Origin of the sequence: Stenotrophomonas sp. 24(2023), assembly GCF_030913365.1 — a bacterium.
GTDB lineage: Bacteria > Pseudomonadota > Gammaproteobacteria > Xanthomonadales > Xanthomonadaceae > Stenotrophomonas.
In genome coordinates this window covers 3,192,918-3,213,809 of sequence record NZ_CP133160.1, presented here as the reverse complement: position 1 = coordinate 3,213,809, position 20,892 = coordinate 3,192,918, and the positions used below count along the sequence as shown (strand labels likewise).

Below are 20,892 nucleotides of genomic sequence, written 5' to 3'. Positions count from 1 at the left end.
CGGAATCGAACTGAATGAACATCTTTGACAAGAACGCCGACGCAGCCGCCACCGACGCGCAGCTGCTGGCCGACGAAGCCCGCTACAGCTCCTTCGGCGATACCGTCCACTACGTCGACCCGCCGAAGATCTTCCAGCGCGGCGACGGCAGCTACATGTTCGACGGCGCCGGCGTGCCGTACCTGGACCTGCAGATGTGGTACTCGGCCTGCAACTTCGGCTACGGCAACCAGCGCCTGAACGATGCGCTGAAGGACCAGATCGACACGCTGCCGCAGGTGGCCAGCCAGTACCTGCACCCGACCCGCGTGCAGCTGGCCAAGACGATCGCCGTCGACATGCACGAGAAGTTCGGCCTGGACGGCCGCGTGCACTTCAACGTCGGCGGTGCGCAGGCGATTGAAGACTCGCTGAAGATCGTGCGCAACGCACGCGGCGGCAAGAGCCTGATGTTCGCCTTCGAAGGCGGCTACCACGGCCGTACCCTCGGTGCTTCGTCGATCACCTCCAGCTACCGCTACCGCCGCCGTTACGGCCACTTCGGCGAACGCGCGATGTTCATCCCGTTCCCGTACCCGTTCCGCCGTCCGAAGGGCATGACCGCCGACGAGTACTCCGACCACTGCGTGTGGCAGTTCGAGCGCCTGTTCGAAAGCGAATACAACGGCGTGTGGGATCCCAAGGTCGGCCAGGCCGAGTACGCCGCGTTCTATGTCGAGCCGATCCAGGGCACCGGCGGCTACGTCATCCCGCCGCGCAACTTCTTCACCGGCCTCAAGCGCGTGCTGGACAAGTACGGCATCCTGATGGTCGTCGATGAAATCCAGATGGGCTTCTGGCGTACCGGCAAGCTGTGGTCGATCGAGCACTTCGGTGTCACCCCGGACGTGCTGGTGTTCGGCAAGGCGCTGACCAACGGCCTGAACCCGCTGTCGGGCCTGTGGGCCCGCGAAGAGCTGATCAACCCGACCGTGTTCCCGCCGGGCTCCACCCACTCCACCTTCAACTCCAACCCGCTGGGCACCCGTCTGGGCCTGGAAGTGCTGAAGCTGGGCAAGGAAATGGACTACGAGCGTACCGTGCCGGAAAAGGGCGCCTACTTCCTCGATGGCCTGCGCGGCCTGCAGAAGCGCCACAAGGAAATCGGCGATGTCGACGGCCTGGGCCTGGCCCTGCGCGCCGAGATCTGCCAGGAAGATGGCTTCACCCCGAACAAGGAACTGCTGGACCGCATGGTCGACATCGGCCTGGCCGGCGACCTGCTGCACGACGGCAAGCGCATGGGCCTGGTGCTGGACGTGGGCGGTTGGTACAAGAACGTGATCACCTTCGCGCCGTCGCTGAACATCAGCTACGAAGAGATCGACCTGGCCATCACGCTGCTCGACCAGGCATTGACCAAGGCCAAGAAGGGCTGAGGCCGGCTACGTCGATGCAGGTTCGCCTGCCTACGGCATCCGGGGGCGTCCGCGCCTTCGGGTGCCGTCTTCTTTCCACGCCCGTGGGCAGCGGCCGGCCGGCCGCTGCCACCGCCCAGCACCACCGGGGCCACGCATGCATGAGATGGCCACCGCGCTGGAACCGCCGGCACTGCTGGACGCGTTCCTCGCCCACCCGCCGCAGGGATTCCATGCCAGCCGCCTGCCCAGCGGGCTGCCGACCTTCCGCGCGCCGCTGGACCTGACCACCACGCTGGATGAAGACGTGCATGCGCGCCTGCAGGCACTGCCGCTGGCCCGCCACTGGCGGCGCTGGCTGACCTGGGACACGCGCTTCATCGGCGCCACCAGCACTGAATATGCCCCGCTGCCGGCCGATGTCGATCCACAGGCACTGGCCGAGGATGTGCTGCGCCACGCTGCCGGTGACACCCGGCTGCTGATCGTCAAGGACCTGGCCATCGATTCGCCGCTGCTTGATGCCCGCGCCAATGCGCACAGCGCTGCCTTCCTGCAGGCGCTGGAACAGCGTGGCTTCGTCAGCATCGAGGGCATGCCGCTGGCCTGGGTGGCGATCGACTTCGATACCGTCGATACCTACATCGGCCGCCTGTCGTCCGGGCGGCGCAAGGACATCCGGCGCAAGCTGCGCTCGCGGCAGGTACTGGACATCCAGTGCGTGGCCACCGGCGATCCGGCACTGGCCGATCCGCGCCTGCTGCCGCAGCTGTACGCGCTGTACCAGAACGTGTTCCAGCAGAGCCAGGTGCACTTCGACCTGCTCACCCCGGCCTACCTGCAGCAGCTGCTGGGCGATGCGCGTTCCAATGGCCGGCTGTTCCTGTACCACCACGATGGCCAGCTGATCGGTTGGAACCTGTGCTACCTGCACGCCAACAAGCTGGTCGACAAGTACGTGGGCTTCGCCTATCCGCAGGCCCGCGAACACAACCTGTATACCGTCAGCTGGATGTACAACCTCGAATACGCACAGGCCCATGGCCTGGACCACTACGTCGCCGGCTGGACCGATTCACGCATCAAGGCCTACCTCGGTGCCCACTTCAGCACCACCCGGCATGCGGTGCACGCGCGCAACCCGCTGCTGCGCGCCCTGCTGCGGCGCTTCTCCGGCCTGTTCGCCGGCGAAGCGGACCAGGGAGGCTGAGCCATGGATGCACGTACCCCGATCCTGCTGGACCTTGATGAATCGGTGCTGCCGCTCACCGGCGCGCACGCCATCGCGCGCCAGGGCTGGCAGGACACATTGCGCTTTGCCTGCCGCCGCCGCGACCTGGCGCGCTTCTCGCATGAGGTGCTGGCGCAGCTGCCTGCCCAGCACGGTACCGTCATGCTGGGCAGCGGCGACTACCATCACCTGAGCCTGCCGCTGATCGAGCGCCTGCATGGCAGGCCGCCATTCCAGCTGGTGGTGCTGGACAACCACCCGGACAACATGCGCTTCCCGTTCGGCATGCACTGCGGCTCGTGGGTGCATGCCGCGGCCGCGCTGCCACAGGTCGCGCATGTGCATGTGCTGGGCATCACTTCCAACGACATCGGCCTGGCCCACGCCTGGGAAAACCACTGGGCACCGCTGCGCAAGGGACAGCTGACCTACTGGTGCACCGATGTGGACGTGCGCTGGGCCAGCCGGTTCGGCCTGGGCCATGCCTTCCGCCGCTTCGACACGCCCGAAGCCCTGGTGGCCACCTTCGCCGCCGAACAGGCGCGCCGTCCGCAGCCCACCTACCTGTCCATCGACAAGGATGTGTTCTCGCCCAGTGTGATCCGCAGCAACTGGGACCAGGGCCGGTTCCTGCGCCGCGATGCGCTGCAGGTGATCGCCGCGCTGCGCGCCGGCGGGCTGGTCGGCAGTGACATCACCGGCGAGGTTTCGCAGTACACCTACCGCAGCCGGTTCAAGCGCCTGCTGTCCTCGCTCGATGGCCAGCCGGACATCCCCAGCGCCACCCTGGCCGACTGGCAGCAGCAGCACCAGCGGGTGAACCGCGAACTGCTGCGCGCCATCGCCGAGCTGCCGGTACACGGCTGAGCCGTTGTACGGCCCTGCAGGGGGCACTGGCCGACAGCCAGCGCTCCCTGCCGTGTCATCCCAATGGCCGCAGCACCAGCAGCAGGGCCAGCACCAGCATGAACAGTGCCACCGCAGCGTCCAGCACGCGCCAGGCCAGTGGCCGCTGGAACACCGGCTGCAGCAGCCGCGCACCGTAGCCCAGCGACACGAACCACAGCACGCTGGACAGGCAGGCACCGGCCGCGAACGCCCACTGCAACGGCGGCGGGTAACGGGTGGACAGACTGCCCAGCAGCACCATCGTGTCCAGGTACACGTGCGGATTGAGGAAGGTGAAAGCCAGGCACGCCAGCAGCACGGCACGGCCATCACCTGCCGCCCCTTCGCCTGTTGCCAGCGCATGCCCGCCCTGCCAGGCACGCCGCGCCGCCAGCAGTGCATAGGCCAGCAGGAAGGCCGCCCCGCCAAAACGTAGTACCTGCAGCAGCAGCGGCCACTGCACCACCAGCGCCCCCATGCCGCCGACGCCCGCCAGGATCAGCGCGATGTCACCGGCCATGCAGGTCAGCACCACCCCGCCCACATGGCGGCGTTGCAGGCCCTGGCGCAGCACGAAGGCATTCTGTGCACCGATGGCGATGATCAGGCCGGCGCCGGCCAGCAGGCCGGACAGGACAGCGGACAACAGCATGCAGGCATCCCACCTCGGAAAGGACGCGCAGCGTGCGCCCGGCTCGCGATTAAGACAAACTGGTTTTTCTTCATTCCATGAAGCAGAACTGATCTGGAGCCGGGCAATGGACCTGATGCACCCGCAACTGGCCGCCTTCGCGGCCGTCATCGAGGAGGGCAGCTTCGAGAGCGCCGCGCGCCGCCTGTCGATCAGCCCGTCGGCCCTGTCGCAGCGGATCAAGGCCCTGGAAGACCGGCTGGGCCAGGTACTGGTGGTGCGGCAGGCGCCGTGCCGCCCCACCGGCGCCGGGCAGCGCCTGCTGCAGCGCGTCCGCCCGATGCAACAGCTGGAAGCGGAGGCCCTGGCGGAACTGCTGCCCGATACGGGCCACGCACCGTCCGCGCAGCCGATCCCGCTGGCGGTCAATGATGATTCGCTGGACACCTGGTTCGTGCCCGCCCTGGCCGAGCTTCACCAGCAGCACGGCTACCGGTTCGACATCCGCATGGATGACCAGGACCACACGCTGGACCTGCTGCGCGATGGCACCGTGCTCGGCGCGGTCACCGCCGAGGGCCGCCCGCTGAAGGGCTGCAACCTGCATCCGCTGGGGGCGATGCGCTACCACGCCATCGCCTCGCCCACCTTCGCCGCCCGCCACTTCGTGCACGGCATGGATGCCGCCAGCCTGGCCCTGGCGCCGATGATCGTCTTCAACCGCAAGGATGAGCTGCAGTGGCGCTTCATCCGCCGCATCACCCGTGCCCGCCTGGCACCGCCGCTGCACTACCTGCCCTCGTCCACCGGTTTCGTCGAGGCCGCCGCGCTCGGCCTGGGCTGGTGCCTGGTACCGGAAACGCTGCTGGCCCCGGCACGCGCCGCGGGCCGCATCACCGTGCTCGAACCCCGGCGCTGGCTGGATGTGCCGCTGTACTGGCAGCACGCGGCCGTGCGTTCGAGCACCCTGCAGCACATCACCGGTGCCCTGCACCGGGCCGCCGCCGGCTGCCTGCGCTGAAAGGCGCATTCAGCCGCCGTGGCTTGCGTGCACGGCACGACGCGCGCACGATGCCCACGCAGGGGTCGTCATCATGCAGGGAGCTCACATGAAACTGCTGTCCGCCGTGGCACTGTCCGTACTATCGCTGCAGGCCATGCCCGCCGTCGCGGCCGGCTCGCCCGCAGCGTCCTCCCCGCTGCTGGGTCGCTGGGCACTGGACATCGCCACGCTGCCGATGCCGCCGGAGCAGCGGCCACGCCAGGTCACCATGGAGTTCCGGCAGGGCGACGGCAACGCCTGGCATTCGCACGTGGACATCGTGCTGCACGACGGCAAGGCGCTGAACTCCGATGCGTCCCTCACCCTGGATGGCAAGCCGGTCACGCTGGAAGGCAGCTATTTTGCCGATGTCGCCACGGCGACACTGCCCGCGCCCAACACCCTGGTGATGCAGCTGGTGGACCATGGCACGCCCGCTTCCACCCGCATCTACAGCGTGGGGGCCGACCCGGAGACCATGATCGAGACCAAGGCCTTCTTCAGCCACGACGGCCAGCCGATCCTGCAGACCAACCACTTCAAGCGCCTGCCCTGAACAACGGTGTACGCTGCCTGCTGCATCCAGCGCAGAGGGCAGCATGAATTTCGGCAGCGACAACCAGTCCGGCGTTTCGCCACAGATCCTGCAGGCACTGGTGGAGGCCTGTGCCGGCACCGCCGCCTCCTATGGCAACGATCCTTGGACGCGTGAGGCCGAGGGCCTGCTGGCTGGACTGTTCGAGCACGACGTGCGGGCGTTCTTCGTCGCCACCGGCACGGCTGCCAACTGCCTGGCCCTGTCGGCGATCGCTCCCCCCTGGGGCGGCATCTTCTGTCATGCCCAGGCGCACCTGGCGTCCGACGAATCCAGCGCACCGGAATTCTTCACCGGTGGCGCGCGTCTGCTGCCGATCGCCACCGACAGCGGCAAGCTGACACCACAGGCGCTGCAGCAGGCACTGCAGCAGCTGCCTGATGCGCGCCCGCACGGCATCCGGCCCAGCGCACTGAGCCTGACCCAGGCGACCGAAAACGGGCTGGTGTACAGCCCGGACGAACTGCGCGCACTCACCGGCATCGCCCACCACCACGGCCTGCATGTGCACATGGACGGGGCCCGCTTCGCCAATGCCGTGGCTGCACTGGGCTGCACGCCCGCGCAGCTGGGGGCCCAGGCCGGCATCGATGTGCTGACCTTCGGCGCGTCCAAGGACGGCGCGCTGGCCGCCGAAGCCGTGGTGTTCTTCAACACCGCCCTGGCCGAGGATTTCGACCTGCGCCGCAAGCGCGCCGGCCAGCTGGTGTCCAAGGGCCGCCTGTTCGGCGCGCAGTTCTGCGGCTGGCTGCGCGATGGCCACTGGTTGCAGCTGGCACACCACGCCAATGCCTGCGCGACGGCGCTGGCCGATGTCCTGCGTGCGCACGCGCAGATCCAGCTGGCCTGGCCGGTGCAGGCCAATGAAGTATTCGTCGTGCTGCCGCGCTCCCTGCTGGACCAGCTGCATGAAGCCGGTGTGCAGTGCTACGACTGGTATGCCAGCAGCCTGCCAGCCTCGCTGCCCTTGCCGGCAGGACACGTGCCCGCGCGCTTCGTTACCTCCTGGGCCACCCGTACCGAGGAAATCGACGCGCTGCAGGCGTTGCTGCACCGCCTGCGGTAAGCGCGGCCAGCAGGGCGCGGCGACGGCGGCTTCACGTCGGCTCCACTACGTTTTGGCGGACGTTTTACGGAGGCTACCCGTCGCGTGAGCCCACCCCACTCTTTGGTGCCCCGCCTGGATGGACTGCGCCGCATCGGCCTGCGCGCCCTGGCCTGCAGCGGCCTGCTGGCGGGCACGGCGCTGGCCCAGGGGCAGCCCGCCCCTTCGCAGGTGCCCGCGCTGGACTGGGCCCAGGCCAGTGCCCGGCTGCTGCAGGTCTCCGACGCATTGGCAGCCGCCGACGCCTCGGTCCGCAACAAGGAAGACCTGCAGGATGCCACCCGCCTGCTGCGCCTGCCGGAGATCACCGGCGAAGTACGCCGCATGGAATTCCAGAAAAGCCTGTCGCTGCCGCTGGGATCGCTGGCGCCGGTGGCGGAGGCCTTCGGCATCGATTCACCGCTGCGCTTTGCCGAACGCGATTGGCGCACGCGCCCCATCGTCACCGCTGTACTGCCGCTGTACAGCGGTGGCCTGATTCCGGCCGCGCAGCAGGCTGCGGCGGGGGCCACCGCACAGGCCCATGCCGAACGCGATGCCCAGCAGCAGTCGCTGGCCGTACAGCTGGCCCAGGCCTATTTCGGGCAGCGCCTGGCCGAACAGGCGGTGCAGGTGCGCCGTGAGGTGCGCGATGGCCTGGACCGGCACCTGGCCGATGCACTGAAGCTGGAACGCGAAGGCTTTGCCACCCGCGCACAGCGGCTGCAGGCCAACGTCGCCCGTGACAAGGCCGAACGCGAATACCAGAAGTCCCTCAACGATCTGCAGACCCTGCAGGCGGCCCTGGCTACCCTGCTGCGCAGCGGGGGAGAAGTGCAGCCGCTGTCGCCGCTGTTCGTGCACCGGGTACCGATCGGCAACGTGGCCGAGTTCGAGCGCATCGCACAGTCGCGGCAACCACAGATCGCCCGCCTGCAGGCCATGGTGGCCCAGGCCGAACAGGGCGTGCGTGCACAGCAGGCCAAGCTCAAGCCACAGGTGTTCCTGTTCGGCACCTACGATTTCCGCCGCCGCGATGCATTGCTGACCGACCCGGACTGGGCCTTCGGTATCGGCGTGAAGTACACCTTCCTGTCGCCCAGCTCCCGGCCGGCACAGATCAGTGCGGCGCGCGCGCAGCAGGAACAGGCCGAAGCCGGCCTGCGCGAGGCCGGCAACCAGGTCGCGCTGGGCGTGCGCAAGGCCTGGAATGAACTGGAAACCGCACGCCACCAGTTCGTGCTGCTGGACAGCAGCATCGAACAGGCACGCGAGAACCTGCGCCTGCAGGAACTGGCGTTCCGCGAGGGACAGGCCACCTCGCTGGATGTCATCGACGCGCGGCTGGGCCTGGGCGGTGCACAGGTAGAGCGCGCGCAGGCGGCCTACCAGTACGACATCGCATTGGCGCAGCTGCTGGAGATCAGTGGACAGATGGACCGGTTCGATGAATTCCGCCGCCGTGCGGACGAGGTGATCGCGCATGAATGACACCCTGCAGTCCCCTGCCCCGGCCGCACCGGGTACACGCCGTCGCGGCCTGCTGATCCTGCTGGTACTGGCGGTGGTGGTGGTGCTGGGCCTGTGGCTGGCCTGGCGCACGCCGGCCCTGCAACTGCAGGGCATGGCCGATGCCGATACGGTCAACGTCTCGGCCAAGATCAGCGCGCGCCTGGCCGAGCTGAAGGTACGCGAAGGCGACCGGGTCAAGGCCGGCCAGATCCTGTTCGTGCTGGACAGCCCGGAAGTGGCGGCCAAGGAACAGCAGGCCCGTGGTGCACTCGACGCCGCGCAGGCGGTGGCGGACAAGGCCGATGCCGGTGCGCGCAGCGAGGACATCCGCGCCGCCGAGGCCAACTGGAAGCGCGCCCAGGCTGGCGCCAGCCTGGCCGATGCCACCTACCAGCGCGTGCAGAACCTGTATGCCGAAGGAGTGATGACCCGGCAGAAGCGCGACGAAGCGCAGGCACAGGCACGCAGCTCGCGCGAGCTGGCCAATGCCGCGCGCGCGCAGTACGACATGGCACTGGCCGGCGCACGCGAACAGGACAAGCGTGCCGCGCAGGCGCAGGTCCGCCAGGCACAGGGCGCTGTGGCCGAAGTGGATGCCGCGCGCGAGGAAGTGACCGGCCGCGCCCCGGTGGCCGGCGAGGTCAACAAGCGCATGTCCGATATCGGCGAACTGGTACCGGCCGGCTACCCGGTGTTCACCCTGGTCGACATCGACCGCATGTGGGTAGCGCTGAACCTGCGCGAATCGCAGATGCACGGGCTGAAGGTGGGGCAGCGGCTGAAAGGACAGGTACCTGCGCTGGGCCAGGACGCCGACTTCGAGGTCTATTTCATCAACCCGGCCGGTGACTACGCGACCTGGCGGACCACGCGCCAATCCTCCGGCTACGACGTGCGCAGCTTCGAGGTCCGGCTGCGACCGGCACGCCGCATCGAGGGTTTCCGCCCCGGCATGAGCGTGCTGTTCGCATGGCCGCAGGGCTGAACGTCCCCACCGGGACAGGTTTCCGGGGAGCGCTGCGGCGCGAGCTGCAGCACCTGCGCAGCGACCGCGCCGACCTGCTGCTGGTGGCCGTGCTGCCGGTGCTGATGCTGGCCCTGATGGCCTGGCTGTTTTCAGCGTCGGTGATGCGCGAGGTGCCCATCGCCGTGGTCGACCTGGACCACAGTGCCGAGAGCCGCCAGCTCACCCGCATGCTCGATGCCAGCCCCGGCGTGGCGGTGGTCGCGCAGCCGGCCAGCCTCGCCGACGCGCAAGGGCTGCTGCAGCGGCTGGACGTGTTCGCCGTGGTACTGGTCCCCCGCGATGCCACCCGCCAGGCCCTGCGCGGTACCCAGGCCACCGTGTTCGCCTACTACAACGCCACTTACCTCACCACCGGACAATCCGCTGCGCGCGACATCGGCGATGCCGTAGCCGCCTGGAACGCACGCCTGCTGGCCGAACGCATCGGCCAGCAGGTCGGCCCGGCCAAGCTGCGCGCCGCCCCCATCGCCGTGCAGTCGGACATCCTCTACAACCCGGCCCGCAGCTACGAACTGTTCCTGCTGCCCCTGATCTTCCCGGCGGTGCTGTCGCTGGTGCTGGCGTTGGCGGCCGCGGCCAGCATCGGCCGCGAATTGCGTGATGGCACGCTGGATGCCTGGCTTGGGCAGGCACCGTGGGCCGCCATTGCCGGCAAGCTGCTGCCCTACGTGGCCGTGCTGGCCCTGTATGGCACGCTGGGCGTGGCCTATCTGGCGTGGGTACGTGGCGATGGTGTCGCCGGCAGCGTGCTGGTGCTGCTGCTGGCCCAGCCGCTGTTCTATCTGGCCTGCGCGGCCTACGCCCTGTTCTTCGTCGGCGTCACCCGTGACATGGGCACGGCGCTGTCGGCCGTCGGCCTGAGCATCGGCACCGCGCTGGCGTTTTCCGGCGCCACGTTCCCGGTCATCGATGCCCCGTTGTTCACCCGTTTCTGGAACCTGCTGCTGCCGCTGACCGCCTACGTGAAGCTGCAGGCCCAGCAGCAGTTCATCGGTGCGCCCTGGACGGTATCGCTGTGGCCGCTGGGCACGCTGGCGGTGATGGTGCTGGTGGCCGGCGGCATCGGTGGCTGGCGCCTGATCGGCCTTGCCCGTGGCGCGGGCAACACCGCCGGGGCGCCGCGTTGAACGCGGTCTGGGCCAGCCTGCGGCAGACCGTGCGCGCGGTGCTCGGTGACCGCTATGCCCTGGTGGTGATGATCGGTGCGGTGGTGCTGTATTCGTTCTTCTACCCGGCCGCCTACCGCCACCAGGTGGCCGGCAACCTGCCCCTGCTGGTGGTCGATGAAGACCACAGCGCCACCAGCCGCGAACTGCTGCGCCGGCTCGATGCCCTGCGCGCGGCACGCATCGTGGGCCAGCCCGCCGATCTGGATGCGGCCCGGCAGGCCCTGCAGCGTGGCGACGCCGAAGGCATCGTGCTGATTCCCGCCAATCTGGAGCGCGACATCCTGCGTGGCCACCCGGCAAAGCTGGTCCTGCTCGGCAACGGTGCCTATCTGGGCCGCGCCAGCTGGATACTGGGCGGCGTGGCCGACGCCCTGACCGCCTTCGCGCGCGAGGCGGTTGTCACCCAGGCCGCATTCATGGGCGCGCCACAGGCGCCTCCCGTCACCCTGGTGCAGCGGCCGCTGTTCAACACCCAGGAGGGCTACGGCAGTGCCATCGTGCCCGGCGTGGCCGAGCTGATCGTCCATCAGACCCTGCTGATGGGCATCGGCGTGCTGCTCGGCACCCGCCGCCTGGCGCTGGGCCGGCGCCTGCGTTTCGACGCCCACACCCTGCTCGGCATGGCCTTGGGGTTCGGGCTGATCGGCCTGCTGGGCCTGCTGTACTACACCGGCTTCACCGCCTGGGTGCAGGACTTCCCACGCGGGGGCAATCCGCTGGGACAACTGCTGGGCGGCACGCTGTTCATCGCGGCCACCGTGGCCTTCGGGCTGTTCGTCGGCAGCTTCTTCCGCACGCGCGAGCGGGCGTTCCAGTACATCATCGCCTGCTCGATCCCGCTGTTCTTCCTGTCCAACCTGTCCTGGCCGGCGGTGATGTCACCGCCACCGCTGGTGGCGCTGGCACAGCTGCTGCCGACCACCGCCGGCATCAACCTGATGGTGCGCCTGACCCAGATGGATGCGCCCCTGGGTGACGTGTCACGCGAACTGTGGACACTGGCCGGGCTGCTGGTGCTGTACAGCGCGCTCGCGTTCTGGCGGCTGGGCACGCGGCGCCGTTGAACGGCCGCCACGCATGGCGTGGCGCTACAGGTTCATGCCGCGGCACCGGTAGATCCACGCCATGCGTGGATGCGCCCCGCTGGCCTCATACCGCCCGCGCGCATCATCGCCACGCATGGCGTGGCGCTACAGGTTCATGCCGCGGCACCGGTAGATCCACGCCATGCGTGGACGCGCCCCTTGGCTTCATACCGCCCGCGCGCATCATCGCCACGTATGGCGTGGCGCTACAGGTTCATGCCGCGGCACCGGTAGATCCACGCCATGCGTGGATGCGCCCCCTGGCCTCGTACCGCCCGCGCTCATCATCGCCACGCATGGCGTGGCGCTACAGGTTCATGCCGCGGCACCGGTAGATCCACGCCACGCGTGGATGCGCCCCCTGGCCTCATACCGCCCGCGCGCATCATCGCCACGCATGGCGTGGCGCTACAGGTTCATCACACGCCGCCGTGCACGACGGGGCGTTACCGGATTACGGCCCCGGTGCGTACCAGAACGGAATGCGGTAATCGCGTGCACGGTCGACCCCCTTGGCACCGCCGGCAGCGTTCCAGGTCAGCGCCAGATCGTGCCGCCCCGGTGCCAGCCCCGCCATCGGCAGGTAGCCCACCAACCCGCGCATGTCCAGGTCACGCCGCTCCATCGGCATGAAACCCGCCAGGTCAACCGGGACACCATCCAGCGTCACCGTCCACAACAGGGCCAGGCACTGCGTGGCCAACGTGGCCGCTGCCGGTCCGTGCGCGCGGTTGTCACCGCCGGGCAAGGCCGTGCAGCGCTCGCTGGCCAGGGCATTGTCGCGCTGCGGCCGGTGCGGAATGAACAGCCGCAGCTGGCTGCTGCTGATCGTGTCAGCCGGGATCATCGGAAGACGCAGCAGCTGGTCATGCGGGGACCGCAGCGATTCGTAATGCGCGCTGAGCATGCCGTTGTCCACGGCGTCCTCGGTCACCACCGTGTAGCGGTTGAACAGCGAGAACTTCATCGATCCGACGATCTGCAGCGCGCCCAGCGACATCGCGAAGGTGATGCCGAGCAGGTAGACGATGGAGAACGTGTGACCCTTCAGATTGCTCTGCAGCGTCAGCTGCATCGACTGCAGCAGGCGCAGCATGGGCATGCGCTGTTGCGCGGCCAGCATCCATTCCAGCCGCTGGCGCTGCGCGGTGGTGTCCCGGCCAAGCGCTGCGCTTCGCGCAATGCGCTTTTCCAGCAGTATCGGCAGCATCACGAACAGGGCAGCGCCGATGAAGATCACCGCCACCAGGCCCATCGCGATGCGGTCAACGTTGCCAAACGCCGCACCCAGCAGGCCCACCATGGCCAGTGACACGATGCCCAGCACCAGACTGCCGGCCAGGGTCAGCACACAGATCAGCGTTCCGGAAAACAGCAGCGATGACAGCCGGTCCGCCCGCCCGATCGCACCGTCAAGCCCACTGCCCTGCCGCTGGTAGAACGCGCGGGTCACCGGCCCGACCGATTTCAGCCGGTCCCAGTCAACGCCCTTGGGAAAGTGCGATTTCAGGCCGATCAGGCCGATCCAGTACGCCCGCACCGCCAGATGCGCGATCAGGGCCAGGGCCAGCACGTAGCACATGCCCACGGCCGTGGAAAACGCGAAGGTCAGCGCATGGAAGTGCAACCCTGCGGTATGCGCGCTGCTGCTGGCCCACAGGTCGAACAGGCGGTCCGGTACGGCAAGCAGCGCGAACGCCAGCAGGCCCGACAGGAACAACTCCAGTTCGTCGGTGCGGTCACGCACGCGCTCGAAACGGGCTGCCCCTGCCTGCTGTTCGCTCTGGGCATCCCCGTCACCGGGTGGCGGGACAAGGGCATTCGACGGGGCAGCTGATTCGTTCACTTCGTGTTCATCCCTGGAGGTCGGCGCAGTATACGCACGCCATCACCGCCCCGGAATGCCCGCCGTCAACAACGAACGCCGGCCCAGGGGCCGGCGTTCGATGACTGCATCAACGGATGTGGAAGGGGAGCAGTGTCTTCAGCGGTAGACGCGTTCGCAGCGGCGCTCGACCACACGGTCGCCATTGCGTTCCTGCGAACGGCCCTGCACGTTGCGGCCCACCGCACCACCGGCGACAGCACCAGCCACCGTGGCCAGCTTCTTGCCGTTGCCGCCGCCGACCTGGTTGCCGAGCAGGCCGCCCACGACCGCACCGGTGGCGGTACCGGCAATACGATTGGGATCGCGGGAATTGCGCTGGACTTCAACGTTCTTGCAGACCACGCGGCTGCCATCATTGAACTTGCGCCCTTCATCGCGCGGCCCGTAGGTCTGCGCCGATGCAACGGCGGATACCGCCAGCAGGGAACCCAGGCACAGCATGTGGATGCGCATCTTCATGATCGTGTCCTCGCGGTATGACGGTGACGAGTCTCCGCCGGTGCGCGGCAACCACAGGTGAAAATCCGTGCAGGGCGCATGAAACCCGCACGCACGTTCAGCCGGCAGCCGGGTGCACCGCTGCAGATGGCACGCCGAACCAGTGCACCAGCGCGTCATGCAACGCTGCCTCCTCCAGCGCGCCCTCCTCGGCCGCCCACGCCACGATGCCATCCGGGCGCACCAGCATCGCCTGCAGGCCGAAACGCTCGACGGCCTGGCAGTCACAGGCCGCCACGCGATCTGCCCATGGCTGCAGGCGTGCCAGCAGCGAGGACTGCGGGCCGAAGGTGATCAACAGCCCCTGCCCCGTGCGCAGATGCTCGCCGAGGCGGCTGCCGTCGGCGAAGGCGATGTCCGGTGCGCTGCGACCGCACCAGGCATGCCCCGCGCCCCATGCATACTGCTGGCCCACGCCCCACACGCGCTCGGCGAAGTAGCTGGCGCCATCGGGGCTGTCGGCCAGTGCCGCCACCACCGTGCGCAGCGCCTGGATGCCGGGGTCCGGGCGCATCAGCGCCACCTGCGCGCGCGACCATTCCAGTACCGCCGCACCGAGCGGGTGACGCTCTTCGGCATAGCTGTCCAGCAGGGTGTCGGCATGGTCGCCGCGCACCACCGCCGCCAGCTTCCAGCCCAGGTTCATCGCATCGCCCAGGCCCAGGTTCAGGCCCTGCCCACCGAGCGGCGAGTGCATGTGCGCCGCATCACCGGCCAGCAGCACGCGTCCCTGCCGGTAGCACGTCGCCTGCAGCGCGCGATCGGTCCACGTCGTCACCTGGCGCAGCACGCCGATGCCCACCGCCGTGCCCGACACGCGGCGCAGCACCGCCTGCACGTGTTCGACCGTGGGTTCGTTGCGGTGGAACCGTCCCCCATCGAAATCAACCAGCGCGATCATCGACGGCGGCGTGAACGTGTACATGCCCGTCTCGGTGAAGTGGCGTCCCGGCTGCAGCAGTGCCGCATCGTCCAGCGCCGCCTCGATCGAGTAACCGGTGAATTCCGGTGCGGTGCCTTCCACGGCAAAACCACACGCCTTGCGCACCACGCTGCGCGCGCCATCGCAGCCCACCAGCCAACGGCCGTTGAACACCTGCCCGCCAGCCTGCACCCGCACGCCGTCGGCGGTGGCATCGACGGCGTGCACCGCGTACCCGCGCCGCACCTGCACGCCGAGTTCGGCCGCGCGCGCCGCCAGCACCTGCTCGATGGAAGCCATGTCGGTCGGCATCTGGTTGCCGCCGGGCCCGGCCTGCCGCCAGGGCCAGCGGGTGGCATCCACGTTGTCCAGGTAGAACTGCAGGCCGGCAAAGTGGCCGGCGGATGCCCGTTTCTGCAGCAGCCAATGCGCGGCCACCGGCGCATCGGGCTTCTTCGGCGCCAATGGCTGCAGGGCCTGCAGCGGTGCCAGCAGCCCGCGCCGGTCCAGCGCATCCAGGGTCGGTGCGTTCAGCCCGCGCAACCCGAACGGCAGCCGCTTCAATGGCGATTCCGGATCCTCGGCCTGCTCCAGCACCAGCACCGAACACCCGCCCAGCCGCAGCTCGCAGGCCAGCAGCAGCCCTACCGGGCCGGCCCCTGCCACCACCACGTCGTACTTCACTTCGTCTTGTGCCACGACCCACGCTCCATGGCCACGGGATGCGGCCATAATGTTACACTGGGTGCAATTATTGGATCAGGACACCGCCGATGTCAAAACCCCTGGGACGACGGGAGCAGAAGAAGGCCGACACCCGCCAGCACCTGTCCAACGTGGCCACGCTGCTGTTCATCCGGCACGGCTTCGAGAATGTGTCGGTGGCCGACATCGCCGACGCCGCCGGGGTGTCGCGCAAGACGGTGTTCAACTACTTCCTGTGCAAGGAAGAGCTGATGTTCGACCGCGAAGAAGAAAGCCGCACCCTGCTGCGGCAGGCACTGCTGGCCTCGCCGGATGCACCGCTGCCGACCCTGCTGGCCCTGCTGCGGCGATTGCTGGAGGACGGCCATCCGCTGTTGCGGGTCAGCGTGCGCGCGCGCCGGTTCTGGAAGGCGGTGGCGGCCAGCCCTGCCCTGTCCGCCCATGCGCGGCAACTGCAGATCACCCTCGGCGATGATCTGGCCGAGCTGCTGCTGGAGGCCGCCGCCGAGCCGGTGGACCCGGCATTGGCACGGCTGGCTGCCGCCATGGTGATGTCCACGCTGGTGATCGGCTATGGCCAGGCCATGGCGGCCGACCGCCGCCGCGAACCGCCCGTGCCGGCCTTCGCTGCGGTGATGGAGCGCGGCTTTGCCGGCGTCACCGCCGCGCTGGCGGGCAGCCCATTGGCCGCGCGCCATTGATCGCACGCACGCGCCGGCAGCGCGCGCATGCCGATGGAAGACTTACTCCGGCGGCGCTTCCAGCTGGTAGCCACGGGCGACCAGCGCGTCGATGTAGTTGGACGGCCCCACCAGCAGGCTGACCGGCACGGTCGCAAACGTCTGCGCGTGCGTGGCCAGAGCGGCATCCACCTTCGCCAGCCACTGCGCCTTGCCACGCGCTTCCAGGTTGGTCCAGCCACGGCGGCGGGCGATGCTGGAATCTTCGATCGATTCCACGCAGGTACGCACGGTCTCGGCCATGGACAGCCGGCGCAGCGCCGCCACATCGCCCAGCGCCCACGCGTTGGCGCGCTCGCGCAGCACCGGCGCCTGGAACTCCACCACGTCCAGCGTGCGCTCGAAGCACGCGGCATCGTCCAGGTCGGTCGCCTGCATTTCCTTCAGCGCCGCCCGTGCATCATCGACCTTGAGCTTCAGGCGGGTGTCCTCGGATTTCAGCCCCCGCGCCTTGTAGGCCGCCTTCAGCGCATCACTGACCTCGCTGCCGTTGCGCAACCCGTTGCCCTTCAGGAAGGCCGTGTACAGGCGTCCGGAGGCGATCATCGGGCGCTCCTTCTCCACCCCGCGATCGCGGCCCAGGTAGGACTGCTTCAAGCCCTCCCAGCGCGCGTAGGTGGCCGCAGGCAACTGCTGCTGAAGCGTCCGGCCCTCCGGGTCACGCATGGCGCTGCGCGCCAACGGCAGCAACGTCAGCCCCTTGAAGAAGCCCACGTCCATATCCAGCGTCCAGCCCGGTGAACCCAGCACATGGTCGGCCCCGGCGATGGCCTGGCGCACCTCGTCCGAACGCCACTGCACGCCTGCCGGAATGGGCGTCACCGTGCCCAGGATCGACAGCACATGGCCCTGTGGCGTGGTGACCTTCCACAGCCCCGGGCCCGGTTGTTCACCGGTCACCTGCAGGGTCGCCAGATCGACCACCGGTGGCACAACGGCAGGCGGCACCGCCGGTGGTGCCGGTGTGGGAGGCGCCGCCGCCACCGCGCCGGCCAAGGCCAACTGCAGCGCCACCGCCCATGCGCCGGCCGGCGCCGTCCATCTGCTGCTGATGCGTCCGTGCATGCTGCCCCCGCGTGAATGATGGCGAACTCTACCCAGCCGTTGCAGGCTTTGCGTAAAGCGATTGTTAGACCTGCCGCCCGCAGTGGCACCATGGCGTGTCACCCGCCCCCACTCAACCCGCCATGCGCCCCTCCTCGTTCCGCGCCTTCCTGTTCGACATGGACGGCACCCTGCTGACCTCCATCGAAGCCGCCGAACGGGTATGGGGCGCATGGGCACGACGGCACGGCATCGATCCTGCCGTGCTGCTGCCGACCATCCACGGCGTGCGCGTGGAAGAAACCATCGCCCGGCAGCAGCTGCCCGGCATCGACATCGCACGCGAAGCGCGCGCCATCACCGATGCCGAACTGGATGACATGCACGGCGTGCACGCCATTGAAGGTGCTGCGGCGTTCCTGCGGTCACTGCCGGCCGATGCCTGGGCCGTGGTGACCTCCGCCCCTCGCCTGCTGGCCGAACGGCGGATGCAGGCGGCCGGGCTTCCCCTGCCTGCGGTGATGGTGACCGCTGAGGATGTCCGCGTCGGCAAGCCTTCGCCCGAGGGCTATCTCAGCGCGGCGGCACAGCTGGGCGTCGAAGCGTGCGACTGCCTGGTGTTCGAGGACGCACCGGCGGGCATGCAGGCCGGCGAAGCGGCCGGTGCCACCGTCATCGTGGTCATGGCCACCCACGCCACGGGTGCGCCACACCAGGGACTCCATATCACGGGCTACACCGGCGTGCAGCTGCATGCCGACGCCGGGCGGTATCGGTTGTCATGGCCGGACGGCAGCGCCGGATAACGGCGGCCACGCTGCGGTTCACACCTCCAGCGGCACGCTCGGCACGATGTTCGGGTAGATGCGTTCGATGGCTTCGTCCGCCGACGTGTTCCAGTTGTACGCATTGACCGGCTGCGAGCGGTTCACCCACAGCGCGTAGTACAGGTGGTCGGCACGGCCATCGCCGGTATTGGGGTGCAGCAGGATGGTCAGACCCAGGCTGTTGAGCTGCAGCCAGGGCAGCACGATGGGCAGCAGTTCGTTGGTGAAGCCGAAGTAGAACGAAGGCGTGACATGCGGCCCGCGCGGCTCCAGGTTCCAGTCCCCCAGTTCGACCGGGAAGCGCTCGGCCACCCAGCGGCGCAGCAGCGCGGCCTTGGGGTAGCTGTCTTCGTCGAAGTAGATGTGGGCGTGGTAGCTCTGGATGGCGGTGTAGGCGCGCGGTGCCTGCGGCAACGTGCGCTCACCAGGGCGCACGCCCGGCGGCTGCCCGGTCGCCTGCGAGGCGGTGGCATACCCCCATGGGCTCTGCCCGGGCTGCGGCGCCTTGATCGGTGCCAGCACACCGCCGCGGTTGAACAGTCCGTTGGCCGGCCCGGTGGTGGCCGCTGATGCGCCCGGTGCGGCCAGCGTGGCCGACGCAGCGGCCCCGGCCAGGCCGGTGGTGACCAGCAGACGGCGGCGCGTCGGCGAAAGCAGGTCAGCCCAGCCCTGGTCGCTGAGGGCAACGTCGGCAGCGGGCAGGGAATCAGGCTCAGGGGGGATGGAAGGCATGGGCGCTACGGCACGTTCGGGCGGAACGTGCATGCTCGACCGGCGTATTCACCCGCGCCAATTGTGCTTGGCCATAACCAGATAACCGCCACCGGCACGCGCCGCCCGCTCAGCGCGCTGCGCGTGTACCTGGGGCGGTGATGGCATCAGGCAGGCCTGCCGTCGCCACCTGCCGGCGTGCAACGACACGCTCGACCTCGGCTTCATGGCGGGTGCCCCATTCGCACAGCGGCCCGAACGATTCAGCCAACGAGCGCCCGAACGGCGTCAGCGCGTAGTCCACGCGGGGAGGCACTTCATGGTGGTCGGTGCGATCAACCAGACCATCGGCCTGCATTTCCTTGAGCTGCTGGATCAGCACCTTGTCGCTCACGCCGCCAATCGCGCGGCGCAGCTGTGCATAACGATGCGTTCCATGCGCAAGATGATAGAGCGCCAGCAGCTTCCATTTCCCGCCAAGTACCGCCAGGACAACGTCCAGGCCACAGACGAAACGACGTGAGGACATGACCCGTTCTCCGCAGAGGTGCACTTACCAAAAGGTGCATACTTGTTAGAAGGATAGCAGGCCCAGAGCATGAAGACTCCATCACCAACGGGGTCTCCCCATGAGCAAGCTTGCAGGAAAAGTAGCTGTGGTCACCGGCGGCAACAGCGGCATCGGCTTGGCGGCGGCCAAGCGTTTCGTTGCCGAGGGCGCCACGGTCTTCATCACCGGTCGCCGTGAGGCGGATCTGGCACGGGCCGCGCAGGACATCGGCGGCAACGTCATTACCGTGCAGGGTGACATCGGCATGCTGGCCGATCTGGACCGCCTCTACGACACCGTGCGCGAAAAGGCCGGCCACATCGACGTGCTGTTCGCCAACGCCGGAGGCGGCTCATTCGCGCCGTTGGGCGGCATCACCGAAGCGCACTTCGACCAGATCTTCAACACCAACGTGAAGGGAACCCTGTTCTCGGTGCAGAAGGCGTTGCCGCTGCTGAAGGATGGCGCATCGATCATCATCACCGGTTCCACCACCTCGGTCATGGGCACACCTGCCTTCAGTGTCTACAGCGCCACCAAGGCGGCTGTGCGCAACTTCGCCCGCAGCTGGGTGCTTGACCTGAAGGAGCGGAAGATCCGCGTCAATGTCCTCAGCCCCGGCCCAGTGGTGACGCCGGGCCTGCTGGGCGTGGCGCCCGCGGGGCAGGCCGATGCCCTCGTGGCCGCCTTCGCCGAGCAGATTCCGCTTGGCCGCGCTGGTGATGCTGATGAGATCGGCAAGGTCGCCGTGTTCCTCGCTTCCGACGACAGCTCCTTCGTCAACGGCGTGGAACTGTTCGCCGATGGTGGCCTGGCGCAGGTCTGACCGACCTGCTGCAGGGAATGTCCGCAGCGCCGGCCTGCGCTGCGGACATCGGCGGGGCACGTTCCTGACGCCACCGGCCGGCTGGCCTGCCTGGCCAGGTATACGCATGCGCCCGTCGGGACACCGCCCCCCATGGCCTGGCCAATGCCGCTCGCTGCGGCTGGACGGCGGCCTACATCAGCGAAACGATACCTGCGCGCCTTCCACCACCTCACCCGCCTTAACCCGCCCTTCCAACTCCGCCAGACGTCGATAGATTTTCCGCCAGTGGAAAATCCATTGCATCAGCAAGGGAAGACCAACGAGAAGATAACTGGCCATACCGATAAACACAGCCGCGGAAACCTTGCCGGGGTGCAACCAAAGCCATATTCCGGCCAGAAGTGCGCTAAACACAAATCCGCCAGCAGCTGCAGCAAGCACCGAACGTGAACGCATGACCGCCACGGCCTTGCGGGCCTCGAAAAGATCCTCAAGCGTGATGTGATCAGCGCTGTTCATAATGTCAGTCACAGCCTGT

Annotated in this window: 21 protein-coding genes; 13 read left to right on the top strand and 8 right to left on the bottom strand. The window is 68.3% G+C overall.

Annotated features, from left to right (window positions below):
- Positions 1–14: 14 nt before the first annotated feature.
- From Q9R17_RS14565 to Q9R17_RS14555, 3 genes are all read left to right on the top strand, one after another.
- Positions 15–1,418, top strand: coding sequence for an aminotransferase class III-fold pyridoxal phosphate-dependent enzyme (locus Q9R17_RS14565; protein ID WP_308155312.1), 1,404 nt, complete (start codon positions 15–17; stop codon positions 1,416–1,418).
- A gap of 136 nt (positions 1,419–1,554) precedes the next feature.
- The gene (locus Q9R17_RS14560) at positions 1,555–2,607 is read left to right on the top strand and encodes a GNAT family N-acetyltransferase (RefSeq protein ID WP_308155311.1); all 1,053 of its coding nucleotides are present in this window, start codon (positions 1,555–1,557) and stop codon (positions 2,605–2,607) included.
- A 3-nt stretch (positions 2,608–2,610) separates the two neighbouring features.
- On the top strand, positions 2,611–3,495 hold the full coding sequence (locus Q9R17_RS14555; protein ID WP_308155310.1) for an arginase family protein: 885 nt from the start codon (positions 2,611–2,613) through the stop codon (positions 3,493–3,495).
- A 55-nt stretch (positions 3,496–3,550) separates the two neighbouring features.
- Here Q9R17_RS14555 and Q9R17_RS14550 read toward each other — a convergent pair whose 3' ends face one another.
- Positions 3,551–4,168, bottom strand: coding sequence for a LysE family transporter (locus Q9R17_RS14550; protein WP_308155309.1), 618 nt, complete (start codon positions 4,166–4,168; stop codon positions 3,551–3,553).
- Between the two features lie 106 nt (positions 4,169–4,274).
- Between Q9R17_RS14550 and Q9R17_RS14545 the strand changes: the two genes are divergently transcribed.
- The 7 genes from Q9R17_RS14545 to Q9R17_RS14515 all read left to right on the top strand — a co-directional run bounded on the left by Q9R17_RS14545 (position 4,275) and on the right by Q9R17_RS14515 (position 11,640).
- Positions 4,275–5,168 carry a LysR family transcriptional regulator ArgP gene (locus Q9R17_RS14545; protein ID WP_308155308.1) on the top strand — a complete coding sequence of 298 codons (894 nt, stop codon included), beginning with the start codon at positions 4,275–4,277 and terminating at the stop codon, positions 5,166–5,168.
- Positions 5,169–5,256: 88 nt separating this feature from the next.
- On the top strand, positions 5,257–5,745 hold the full coding sequence (locus Q9R17_RS14540; protein WP_308155307.1) for a LuxR family transcriptional regulator: 489 nt from the start codon (positions 5,257–5,259) through the stop codon (positions 5,743–5,745).
- A gap of 43 nt (positions 5,746–5,788) precedes the next feature.
- Positions 5,789–6,850 carry a beta-eliminating lyase-related protein gene (locus Q9R17_RS14535; protein WP_308155306.1) on the top strand — a complete coding sequence of 354 codons (1,062 nt, stop codon included), beginning with the start codon at positions 5,789–5,791 and terminating at the stop codon, positions 6,848–6,850.
- 162 nt (positions 6,851–7,012) lie between these two features.
- Positions 7,013–8,359, top strand: coding sequence for a TolC family protein (locus Q9R17_RS14530; RefSeq protein WP_308158353.1), 1,347 nt, complete (start codon positions 7,013–7,015; stop codon positions 8,357–8,359).
- Entirely contained in the window at positions 8,352–9,365 is a 1,014-nt protein-coding gene (locus Q9R17_RS14525; RefSeq protein WP_308155305.1) for an efflux RND transporter periplasmic adaptor subunit, read from the top strand. The genes Q9R17_RS14530 and Q9R17_RS14525 overlap by 8 nt, the downstream gene beginning before the upstream one ends.
- Positions 9,350–10,534, top strand: coding sequence for an ABC transporter permease (locus Q9R17_RS14520; protein ID WP_308155304.1), 1,185 nt, complete (start codon positions 9,350–9,352; stop codon positions 10,532–10,534). Before Q9R17_RS14525 ends, Q9R17_RS14520 begins: the two co-directional genes overlap by 16 nt.
- Positions 10,531–11,640, top strand: a complete 1,110-nt coding sequence (locus Q9R17_RS14515) for an ABC transporter permease (RefSeq protein WP_308155303.1) — start codon at positions 10,531–10,533, stop codon at positions 11,638–11,640. Before Q9R17_RS14520 ends, Q9R17_RS14515 begins: the two co-directional genes overlap by 4 nt.
- A 475-nt stretch (positions 11,641–12,115) precedes the next feature.
- On the opposite strand, the gene Q9R17_RS14510 is transcribed toward Q9R17_RS14515, so the two are convergent.
- The 3 genes from Q9R17_RS14510 to Q9R17_RS14500 all read right to left on the bottom strand — a co-directional run bounded on the left by Q9R17_RS14510 (position 12,116) and on the right by Q9R17_RS14500 (position 15,653).
- The gene (locus Q9R17_RS14510) at positions 12,116–13,507 is read right to left on the bottom strand and encodes a hypothetical protein (protein WP_308155302.1); all 1,392 of its coding nucleotides are present in this window, start codon (positions 13,505–13,507) and stop codon (positions 12,116–12,118) included.
- A gap of 138 nt (positions 13,508–13,645) precedes the next feature.
- Positions 13,646–14,008, bottom strand: a complete 363-nt coding sequence (locus Q9R17_RS14505) for a glycine zipper 2TM domain-containing protein (protein WP_308155301.1) — start codon at positions 14,006–14,008, stop codon at positions 13,646–13,648.
- A 97-nt stretch (positions 14,009–14,105) separates the two neighbouring features.
- Positions 14,106–15,653, bottom strand: a complete 1,548-nt coding sequence (locus Q9R17_RS14500) for an FAD-dependent monooxygenase (protein ID WP_308158352.1) — start codon at positions 15,651–15,653, stop codon at positions 14,106–14,108.
- Between the two features lie 89 nt (positions 15,654–15,742).
- Between Q9R17_RS14500 and Q9R17_RS14495 the strand changes: the two genes are divergently transcribed.
- Positions 15,743–16,375 carry a TetR/AcrR family transcriptional regulator gene (locus tag Q9R17_RS14495; protein ID WP_308155300.1) on the top strand — a complete coding sequence of 211 codons (633 nt, stop codon included), beginning with the start codon at positions 15,743–15,745 and terminating at the stop codon, positions 16,373–16,375.
- A gap of 42 nt (positions 16,376–16,417) precedes the next feature.
- Here Q9R17_RS14495 and Q9R17_RS14490 read toward each other — a convergent pair whose 3' ends face one another.
- A complete protein-coding gene (locus Q9R17_RS14490; protein WP_308155299.1) occupies positions 16,418–17,479 on the bottom strand; it encodes a TraB/GumN family protein in 1,062 nt (353 codons plus the stop codon).
- A 122-nt stretch (positions 17,480–17,601) separates the two neighbouring features.
- Between Q9R17_RS14490 and Q9R17_RS14485 the strand changes: the two genes are divergently transcribed.
- Entirely contained in the window at positions 17,602–18,264 is a 663-nt protein-coding gene (locus Q9R17_RS14485; protein WP_308155298.1) for an HAD-IA family hydrolase, read from the top strand.
- A gap of 18 nt (positions 18,265–18,282) precedes the next feature.
- Here Q9R17_RS14485 and Q9R17_RS14480 read toward each other — a convergent pair whose 3' ends face one another.
- The gene (locus tag Q9R17_RS14480) at positions 18,283–19,017 is read right to left on the bottom strand and encodes a DOPA 4,5-dioxygenase family protein (RefSeq protein WP_308155297.1); all 735 of its coding nucleotides are present in this window, start codon (positions 19,015–19,017) and stop codon (positions 18,283–18,285) included.
- Positions 19,018–19,126: 109 nt separating this feature from the next.
- Complete coding sequence (locus tag Q9R17_RS14475) at positions 19,127–19,525, bottom strand: helix-turn-helix domain-containing protein (protein ID WP_308155296.1); 399 nt, start codon at positions 19,523–19,525, stop codon at positions 19,127–19,129.
- Between the two features lie 100 nt (positions 19,526–19,625).
- Here Q9R17_RS14475 and Q9R17_RS14470 point away from each other — a divergent pair, with 100 nt between their 5' ends.
- The gene (locus Q9R17_RS14470) at positions 19,626–20,372 is read left to right on the top strand and encodes an SDR family oxidoreductase (RefSeq protein ID WP_308155295.1); all 747 of its coding nucleotides are present in this window, start codon (positions 19,626–19,628) and stop codon (positions 20,370–20,372) included.
- A gap of 177 nt (positions 20,373–20,549) precedes the next feature.
- On the opposite strand, the gene Q9R17_RS14465 is transcribed toward Q9R17_RS14470, so the two are convergent.
- Complete coding sequence (locus Q9R17_RS14465) at positions 20,550–20,873, bottom strand: hypothetical protein (protein WP_308155294.1); 324 nt, start codon at positions 20,871–20,873, stop codon at positions 20,550–20,552.
- Positions 20,874–20,892: the final 19 nt, after the last annotated feature.